The sequence below is a fragment of the Mucilaginibacter sp. P5_A6 genome, from assembly GCF_056400585.1.
In genome coordinates, this window is sequence record NZ_JBFUKZ010000032.1 from 43,982 (window position 1) to 52,652 (window position 8,671).

Annotated in this window: 6 protein-coding genes and 1 pseudogene; 3 read left to right on the forward strand and 4 right to left on the reverse strand. The window is 40.5% G+C overall.

The features are described from left to right. Nucleotides 1-159: 159 nt before the first annotated feature. From AC1DO4_RS25385 to AC1DO4_RS25400, 4 genes are all read right to left on the reverse strand, one after another. Nucleotides 160-1,668, reverse strand: a complete 1,509-nt coding sequence (locus tag AC1DO4_RS25385) for a S41 family peptidase (RefSeq protein ID WP_477420519.1) — start codon at nucleotides 1,666-1,668, stop codon at nucleotides 160-162. 62 nt (nucleotides 1,669-1,730) lie between these two features. Further along, complete coding sequence (locus tag AC1DO4_RS25390; protein ID WP_477420520.1) at nucleotides 1,731-2,339, reverse strand: HAD family hydrolase; 609 nt, start codon at nucleotides 2,337-2,339, stop codon at nucleotides 1,731-1,733. After that, entirely contained in the window at nucleotides 2,329-2,637 is a 309-nt protein-coding gene (locus AC1DO4_RS25395; protein WP_477420522.1) for a hypothetical protein, read from the reverse strand. Before AC1DO4_RS25395 ends, AC1DO4_RS25390 begins: the two co-directional genes overlap by 11 nt. Before the next feature lies 1 nt (nucleotide 2,638). Then, on the reverse strand, nucleotides 2,639-3,292 hold the full coding sequence (locus AC1DO4_RS25400; RefSeq protein WP_477420524.1) for an ABC transporter ATP-binding protein: 654 nt from the start codon (nucleotides 3,290-3,292) through the stop codon (nucleotides 2,639-2,641). A 178-nt stretch (nucleotides 3,293-3,470) separates the two neighbouring features. Here AC1DO4_RS25400 and AC1DO4_RS25405 point away from each other — a divergent pair, with 178 nt between their 5' ends. From AC1DO4_RS25405 to AC1DO4_RS25415, 3 genes and pseudogenes are all read left to right on the forward strand, one after another. Then, on the forward strand, nucleotides 3,471-6,575 hold the full coding sequence (locus tag AC1DO4_RS25405; protein WP_477420526.1) for a sensor histidine kinase: 3,105 nt from the start codon (nucleotides 3,471-3,473) through the stop codon (nucleotides 6,573-6,575). 330 nt (nucleotides 6,576-6,905) lie between these two features. Next, nucleotides 6,906-8,102, forward strand: a pseudogene (gene sucC, locus AC1DO4_RS25410) (ADP-forming succinate--CoA ligase subunit beta); the annotation flags it as partial. A gap of 382 nt (nucleotides 8,103-8,484) precedes the next feature. After that, a partial coding sequence (locus tag AC1DO4_RS25415) for a hypothetical protein (RefSeq protein ID WP_477420528.1) occupies nucleotides 8,485-8,671 on the forward strand: 187 nt, incomplete at its 3' end.

Below are 8,671 nucleotides of genomic sequence, written 5' to 3' on the forward strand. Positions count from 1 at the left end.
CTCCTGCTCTTTCCGGAACGACTGTGTTGCTGATAAAACATGATTATGTTTTCTGCGTGCCGAGGTATGCTACATATACCAAAGAAAACGGGGCAAAAGACGATCATCTTTTGCCCCGTTTTCACAAATGGCTTTTGGCCTTATGCTTTCAGCTTATTCTTATTTATGGCGGAACTCTTTTTTACCCACCATCCCTTTAAATTTACGCTCATCCAGCTTAAGTGTCATATCTGAAACCTGCTGTGCCGACATGGTTTTAGCTTTTGCTAAACTTTGAACCTTCGGACCAGACACATCATAAACACCTGTGCTAATATAGTTTAAGGCGTGTTGCAGTAATACTTCTGTACTATCGCCAAAATCCTTTGTTACATCGTCATAATCAAGTTTACCCGGATAGTCTGTTGAGCCTGGCGTCATTCCCGAATAATAACCACCCTGGTTGGCCGAGTTTTTGGTTTCAAATTGCGGCACATATAATTGATATTTATTAATATCTATAGCAAAAAAGCCTACCGGCTTGCCATAACTGGTACGACCTATAAGGTTAACTTCCATTTCGGGGCGCAGGTTATTAATAGTTAGCTCACTTGCTGATGCGGTTGAACCAGTTACTATAAAAAACACCTTACTTATATTTAACGAACCATTTTTGGCAAAGTTAATCCGGTTATTAGCAGGTAAAAAATCCCCTTTATTAATATCGTATATAGCGCTTAACAGCGGGTGGTTATCAGCCTGCAGCTTATTATTATAGTAATAGGTAAACATCTGGGTGCCGCTTTTTGCAGCAGGTACAATCAGGTTATCCAGGTATTCGGCTGTTTCAACACTTCCACCGCCATTATAGCGCAGGTCGACAACCAGGTCTGTAATGCCCGCAGTGCTAAAGGCATTAACAGCTTTTAATAACTGAGGGCGGGCGTTTGCTATTACGGTAAAAGTATTAAAAACAATATATCCTATTTTTTTATCACCCATAGTAAAAACCTTGTATTTTAAAACCGGGTTAATGGTATATTCAGCTACGGTTAACGACACATCGACGTTAGTATTATCCGCCTTCTTAAGCGTCATTGTAATTGGGTCGGTGCCAAAAACTGCATTTACTACAAAGTTTACATTGGTGCCGTTATCATAATCCAAACTGGTACGGTTATTAAGTTTTACAATTTGGTCTCCCCTTTTAATACCTGCGTTATCAGCAGGCGAACCCGGATATACATATTTTACGCGCAGGTCGTTGGCTTCCTGGTACAACACCGAAAATCCAAAATCGCCGCTTACGCCGCCCAACTCTGCAGAAACAGACCCATCATCAATAAACGAGTATTTAGCCGAACCCGGATCGGCAGCGTAATACTCGTACGGAAACCCCGTTGCCGGGTTAATTTTATATTGCGAAAGTTTATCTACCTCGCTGGTAAGTGCGGCCAATTCATTAGCGCCTGTGAATGAGCGGGGAGCAAAGGTTTTATAATCGGGTAAGGCATCATACCATAAATAAGTCTCCTTGGTATACAGGTAAACCGAATCCTTGATCAGGTTGGATGTTTCCAACTTGATTGCTGTGGAATCAGTAGTGTTAACGATTATTTTTTTATCCTTATGGCATGCTGATAACAAACCAGCGGTAAGGATGATTACTGAGTAAAATATTTTTCTCATATATAAATGAATTATAATATAAATGTGTTAACGCTATAAAAATAAGTATGTTACAACAAGCGCTATAAAAATTTGCCGGCGCTTATATAATCTATTCCCACAGTCTCGGCACATAAACTGTCGGTTTCCGAATTTCCTATCATCAAAATATCCCTGCGCTGCAGGTTATGTTCCTGCATCAATAAATGTACCACATCGGGTTCGGGCTTGGGCATTGTTTCTTCGGCAAAATAGCAAATAAGGTAGGGTTCCAGTTTATGCCATTCCACCTGCTTTATTTTGTTTACCTGCTCCGATACATTTCCGTTTGTAACAATGAACAGTTTTTTACGATCAACTACAATTTCCTGTAGCAAAGTAAGCATATTTTGATATAAAAGCAATTTCAAAGGAAGCTTGGCTGTCAGCATAAGGTTGTCAAACTTATCCCTGTACTGTTCGGCAACCGGAAACGCATTGGCAACTTTATCAAAAACAGCATCCGCTCCTTCCTTTAAATACGTAGCGGTCATCAAATTGGTTGTCTCTTTAGCATCAACCAGCTCAACATATTCCAGCATGTTGGCAAAAAGGTAATAAACCTGGTATGTGTAATCTTTAGCTGGATATAAAACATCGTCAAGTTCCAAAATGAACGCTGTTTTGCGCTTATCAATATCTTTATACTTCATTGTCCCCGGCAAGGATTGTTATATTATACTCATTAAATAATACTCCGGCTTGTTGCAGCAAGGCTATTTCCGGTGCACGGAAAAGGTAAACAACCTCAACACCCAGATCGAGGCATAAAGTTAACATTTCGTGTGTATAACTGGCTGATTGTGGATCGGGAAGGCGGACAAGCTGTCCTGGTTTCAGCATAAAAGCGGGCAACTCAAGGTGATCGCCCATAATAATGTCGTCGCCATTCAGTTTGTTTTTTAGCTTATAGGCCGGCGCGGAATTAGCTGCTGTTATTAATATCTTCAATTTATTGTACAATTAAACCATCCTTCATCATCACCGTCCGATCCGACAGGTTGGCAAGATCTTCATTATGAGTAACAATTACAAAGGTTTGGTTAAATTCCTTACGCAACTTAATGAAAAGTTCATGCAGCTCAAGCGCATTTACCGAATCGAGGTTCCCCGAAGGCTCATCGGCAAAAATAAGCGCCGGGTTATTAATTAGCGCGCGTGCCACGGCTACCCTTTGCTGTTCGCCGCCCGATAATTCATTTGGCTTATGGCTCATCCTTTCACCTAAACCCAGCAATACAAGCAGTTCTTTGGCTTTCCTTTCAGCTTCAGATTTTGATACACCTGCAATAAAGGCCGGGATACAAACATTTTCAATCGCGGTAAACTCGGCCAATAAATGGTGAAACTGGAAAATAAAGCCAATTTTACGGTTCCTAAAATCACTTAGATGCTTGTTATTGAGCTTACTTAGTTCAATATCATTAATATACAACTGACCAGAATCGGGCCTGTCCAGCGTACCCAAAATATTAAGCAGGGAGCTTTTGCCTGCGCCCGATGCACCAACAATGGTAACAATTTCGCCACGCTGAACATCCAGATCAACCCCTTTTAATATTTGTAGCTGCCCGTACGATTTAAAGATAGATTTGGCTTTAAGCATAGCGCAAAGTTAGTGTTTTGGTTGATTTTATTGGGAGACCCCAAATGGATTAAAACTGTGAAAGAAATTTAAAGGGCGGAAGGTAAAAAAGAAAACAAAACGTTGCGTGAGTCGTATACAAATAAGTAAATTTAAACTCAAAAGAAATAAGCCTTATTACAGCCATCCTGATTTTTATATGATTAAACACCTTCAATTAATTTGTTGCATACTTCTTTTCGACCTATCGTTTATAAGCGCGCAACAGCTATTTGTTGAAAAATACCCGGTGAATATTTACGGCGGCGCTATACAAAGCTGGACCATGGCGCAGGACAAGGAAGGAGTATTGTATATTGCCAATAATGATGGTGTGCTTAGATACGATGGCCTAAAGTGGGACCTAACAACTATTACCGACCAGAATTATGTTTTTTCGCTGGGGCTTAACTCAAAAAACGATATTTTTATAGGCTCATATAACGAATTAGGATACCTCCGTAAAGATAGCGCCGCTAATTATAAATATCACTCCTTATTACCCCTTGTCCCCAAACAGTATAAAAGCTTAAATGATGTAGTACAAACCATCGTTTTTAACGATGAGGTAATCTTCAACAACAAAAAAAATATTTTCCTGTATAAAAACGGGAGGATTAAAGTGCTTGCCATTAAAAACGCCTGGTTATTTAAATTAAAAAAACAGTTATTTTCTACAAACAGCGAGGGTTTATGGATTTATAAAAACGGCGAATTTGAGGATGCAGGATTTGGTAAAGAACTGGAACTGGCCGGCATCCATTTAAAACGCATTGCAGATTATGAAAACGGTCAATACCTTTTGCTTGATGACAATAACCGGGTATGGGTATTAAATCCCCTTGGAACAAATAGCGGTAAAAGGTTGCGCCTAATTACCCCCAATCCCGTCACCCATTCAAAAACTGCCGAAATAAGAGGTATCCTCTACCTTGATAATAGCAAAATATGCGTGTTTACAGCAGAAGGGATTGTTTTTTTAAATAAAGAAGGTAAAACGGTAAACTTTATTTCAAAAGATGTGCTGGGGTTAAATCTCAATTCAGGATTTATCTTCCAGGATATGAATCATAATACCTGGCTGGGTACAGATTCATTTATTTCGCAAATCATTACAAGCTCGCCCTTATCTATATACAATAAACAAAATGGCCTTGAGGGAAATCTATTATCCTTTGGAAAAAAAGACCAGCATTTATATGTGGGTACAGACAAAGGACTTTTTTATAGAGATGAAAATGCAACCTTTTCTCTTGTACCAGGAACTGCCGGAGAGAACTGGAATATGTTCAATTTTAATCAGAAATTATATTTAGCACACCGCGACGGCGTTTTTGAAATAGAGGGAAAGAAAGCCACACTGCTGGTAAATCATTTGTTTATACAAACCATAGGCGAGGTACGCAACAGGCCCGATTGCATGATCATGGGCACTTATAACACAGGCATCTGGCTGCTGGAAAAACGAGGCAATGCCTGGCATCAAAAAAAAATAAAAGGCTTTGAAGAGGAAACCAGGTTTATACAGCAGGATGATGAGGGCGATTTATGGATAAGTCATTACAACAAGGGGATCTTTAAACTGCGGTTAAATGCGCAAATGGATTCGGTAACGGGTACCACTTTTTATAATACGGCAAACGGCTTGCCCTCAAACCTAAATAACCGTATCTACCGGTTAAAAAACGGTAAAATAATTGTAACCACTACCGATGGTATTTATAATTATAACAAAATTAAAAACAGGTTTGAGCCCGATGCCATATTCCGAAAAGCAACCGGTAAAGGCTTTTGCATTTATACCCTTGCCGAAAACGCAAATGGCGATATTTACTTTTGGGGGGCTCCATCAAAAAAAACACAAACCGCAGGCGCCCTTATTAAGCAGCCTGGTGGCTCATTTAAGTTATTTTTAACCCCATTCAGCAAAATATCAACAAACACGCACGGTTTGCTGCGTATTGATGTAGATGCGCCATTACTTATTGCCGGCCCCGATGAAGTATGGATTGGTAATGTGGATAAAATTATCAGTTACAATCGTGCTCAAAAAACTTATTATAACAAGCCCTTTAAATTATCAATTAAAGCTGTATTGGCGGCCGATTCAACAATCTTTACAAGCGGCGGCAAACTACCTCAAAACGAGCTTGCATTTAGTCAGAATAAATTAAAATTCATTTTTGCAAGCTCATTTTATGAGGATGCCGATAAAATTGAATACCAGTATAAGTTAAAAGGTTTTGAAAATAAATGGTCTACCTGGAACAAGGAAAAAGAAGCTTTGTTCACCAACCTGGCCAACGGCAATTATACTTTTTTTGTACGGGCCAAAAACATTTACGGGCAAATAACCGCGCCTGTTTCTTATTCCTTTCATATCAACGCCCCATGGTATAAAACCTGGTGGGCTTACTTACTTTATTTGTTGTTGGCTTTGCTGGCCTTTTACCTGGTTAATATATTTAATACCAGCCGTATAAGAAGGCAAAAACTGGTGCTGGAACGTAAAGTAAATGAAAAAACCATTGAGCTAAGCGGCAAAAACGATGAAATTTTAGCACAAAGCAAGGCGTTGCAAGAGCTGAATTTAACCAAAGACAAACTCTTTTCTATTATCTCGCACGATTTGAGGGGACCTATAGGCCAATTAAAACAAACCCTTGATCTGGTAAAATCGGGAGACTTAAGCCTGGAAGAACTTGAAACACTGATACCCGAGCTTGATGACAATATTGGCTCAACATTTAGTCTTACAGATAATTTACTTTATTGGGCACAAAGCCAGATGGAAGGAATCCAGGTAAAGCCTGCCTGGTTTAATGCGATAGATATTGCCGAAGAAAACTATAACTTATTTAAACTTAACGCCGATGCTAAAAACATCCGCATTATAAATAACATCAACAAAAACATTTCCATTTTCGGCGATATGGATATGATAAGGCTGGTATTGCGCAACCTCATCAATAATGCCATTAAATTTACCCCTTGCGATGGCACCATAGTTTTAGGCTATAGCACCCAACCGGGATTTGTTGAAGTTTATGTACAGGATACCGGCAACGGAATGTCTGAAACGGAAATTGACGCCATACTAAAAAAGGAAAACTTTCATAAAGACGGTACTTCGGGCGAAAAAGGATCGGGGCTTGGGCTGATGCTTTGCCAGGATTTTATTGCAAAAAATAACGGAAAACTAACCATCGAAAGCAAATTGGGTGTAGGCAGTAAAATTTCCTTTTGGTTAAAAGGCGAGAATTAATCTTTCTAATAAAATAAAATTGTCATTTCGATTGAGCAAGGGAAGGAACGAGCGTGGCGCGAAAGAGAAATCTTTTACGACATGCAAGGTTTGCCATGCAAGGGTCGATCTGCATAGTGGGAATAGCCTGTCGTATAAGATTTCTCACTCGTTCCTCGTTTCGAAATGACAATATTTTTTTAATATGTAATGTGAATAAAGAGAGATATGCGCACAACGTAGCGCATATCGGTGGGTAATTAAAAAAACTCCAAACACCGATGAAATAAACTCCACAAACCTCCCCTACCTTTAAAACAAAATTGTAGATTTACCGCAAATTCTTCAAAAAACATGAATATTCACGAATATCAGGGCAAAGCCATATTAAAGAGCTTTGGCGTTAGAGTTCAGGAAGGCATTGTTGCCGATACTGTTGAGCAGGCTGCAGAGGCTGCCCAAAAATTGAAAGAAGACCTGGGATCAAGCTGGGTAGTGATAAAAGCACAGATCCATGCCGGTGGCCGTGGTAAAGGCGGCGGCGTAAAGCTGGCTAAAAACCTTGACCAGGTTAAAGAGATTGCAGGCAAAATTATTGGCATGCAGCTGGTTACCCCGCAAACCGGACCTGAAGGTAAAAAAGTAAAAAAGGTTTTAGTAGCTCAGGATGTTTACTACCCGGGCGAAAGCGAAACCAAAGAGTTTTATATGAGCGTATTGCTCGATCGTGCTAAGGGCCGTAACATTATCATGTACAGCACCGAAGGCGGTATGGATATTGAGGAAGTTGCACACTCAACTCCCGAATTAATATTTAAAGAAGAAATTGACCCTAAAGTTGGTCTGCAAGGTTTCCAAACCCGCAAAATAGCTTTCAACTTAGGTTTATCGGGCGAGGCTTTTAAAGATATGACTAAATTCATAGCTGCCCTGTACAAAGCTTACGAAGCAACCGACTCATCACAATTCGAGATTAACCCGGTATTAAAAACATCTGATAACAAAATTTTAGCTGTTGATGCCAAGGTTAATATTGATGACAATGCGTTATACCGTCACCCTGATTATGCCGCTATGCGCGATACCGACGAGGAAGACCCTACCGAAGTTGAAGCAAGTAAATCAAACCTTAACTATGTAAAGCTTGATGGTAACGTAGGCTGTATGGTTAACGGCGCCGGTTTAGCTATGGCAACTATGGATATCATTAAAATTGCCGGTGGCGAGCCTGCCAACTTCCTTGATGTTGGTGGTACTGCCAATGCCGAAACCGTTAAAGCAGGTTTTAACATCATCCTTTCCGACCCTAACGTTAAAGCAATCCTCATCAACATCTTTGGTGGTATTGTTCGTTGCGACCGTGTTGCCCAGGGTGTTATTGATGCCTACAAAGAAATTGGCAACATCCCTGTACCAATCATCGTTCGTTTACAAGGCACCAACGCTACCGAAGCAAAAGAACTGATAGATAACTCAGGTTTAAAAGTATACTCGGCCATTTTGCTTAAAGAAGCAGCCGAAAGAGTAAAAGAAGTATTGGCTTTGTAATTGCCAGTCACCACTGTATTGAAAAGGGGCCTGGTGCCCCTTTTTTGGTTTAAAATCATCTACAATAAAAAATGTCATTGCGAGTACTAAAATCCGGGGACTCTGAAGGGAAAATGACGTTTTAATAGATTTGTCATCCTGAACGCAGTGAAGGATCTATTCGCAGACTGTACAGGGCGAAAAAGCATGGCGAATAATAGATGCTTCACACCGTTCAGCATGACAAAAGGCCTTTTTTGCAAACACGTCATGGGTAGCGCAGCGCGGCAACCGCGAACTGTACAGAGCCGCTATTTGGGTACTAACTTTACTTTGTGCTAACCGATAACATCGGCCCGCTCTTGGCCGCGGGAGGGCCAGACACTTTTGTCTTGATACAAAAGTGTCCAAAAAATCAAGTCAGCAGAAATGCTTCTTTGCCGCACGGGCCTTTGCCCTGCAAAACGGGCAAAACCTGGGCTGGAATTATTTTGCCCTTATCCGCCAGGCTCCCACACATGCAAAAACTTCCTATGCCCTGCAGCCGCACAGCCCCGCATTGTTTTGCCCGTTTTCGCCCGAAGCTGTTC

Coding starts and splice junctions, on each gene's coding strand:
- AC1DO4_RS25385 (WP_477420519.1), bottom strand. CDS start 1,668: ATGAGAAAAATATTTTACTCAGTAATCATCCTTACCGCTGGTTTGTTA.
- AC1DO4_RS25390 (WP_477420520.1), bottom strand. CDS start 2,339: ATGAAGTATAAAGATATTGATAAGCGCAAAACAGCGTTCATTTTGGAA.
- AC1DO4_RS25400 (WP_477420524.1), bottom strand. CDS start 3,292: ATGCTTAAAGCCAAATCTATCTTTAAATCGTACGGGCAGCTACAAATA.
- AC1DO4_RS25405 (WP_477420526.1), top strand. CDS start 3,471: ATGATTAAACACCTTCAATTAATTTGTTGCATACTTCTTTTCGACCTA.